The sequence below is a fragment of the Aquabacter cavernae genome, assembly GCF_003993795.1.
Classification (GTDB): domain Bacteria; phylum Pseudomonadota; class Alphaproteobacteria; order Rhizobiales; family Xanthobacteraceae; genus Aquabacter; species Aquabacter cavernae.
In genome coordinates, this window is sequence record NZ_RWKV01000005.1 from 1 (window position 1) to 545 (window position 545).

1 protein-coding gene is annotated in these 545 nt (G+C 69.2%); it reads right to left on the reverse strand.

Going from position 1 to position 545, the window contains the following annotated elements:
• On the reverse strand, window positions 1-545 hold a 545-nt coding region (locus EJJ38_RS04300; protein WP_127088897.1), incomplete at both ends, for an aldehyde dehydrogenase family protein.

Genomic DNA, 545 nt, shown 5'->3' on the forward strand with positions numbered 1-545 from the left:
GGGTCGGAGGCGGTCATGCCGTTGATGAAGACCGCACCCGCCTCGATGCGCCGGGCAAGCTGCTTCGCCTTGGCGATATCCGTGGTCCAGAGCGCCGCGCCGAGGCCGAACTCGATGGCGTTGGCGCGCGCGATGGCCTCTTCCGCGTCCTTCACGCGGATGATGGCCGCCACCGGCCCGAACGTCTCCTCACAGGCGGCGGCCATGTGGGGGGCCACATGGTCGAGCACCGTGGCCGGGTAGAAATAGCCCGGCCCGTCCGCCGGCGTGCCGCCGGCCTTCAGCACCGCGCCCGCCTTCACGGACCGCTCCACCTGGTCATGCAGCGTGTCGCGCAGGTTACCGCGCGCCATGGGGCCGATAGTGGTGTCCCGCTCCAGGGGATCACCCATCTTCAGCTTGGCGACGCCCGCGCAGAAGGCGTCCACGAACCGATCCGCGACGCTTTCCTCCACGATGAAGCGCTTCGCATTGATGCAGCTCTGGCCCACATTGATGAAGCGGGCCTTCACGGCGGTGGCGGCGGCGGCCTCGATGTCCGCATC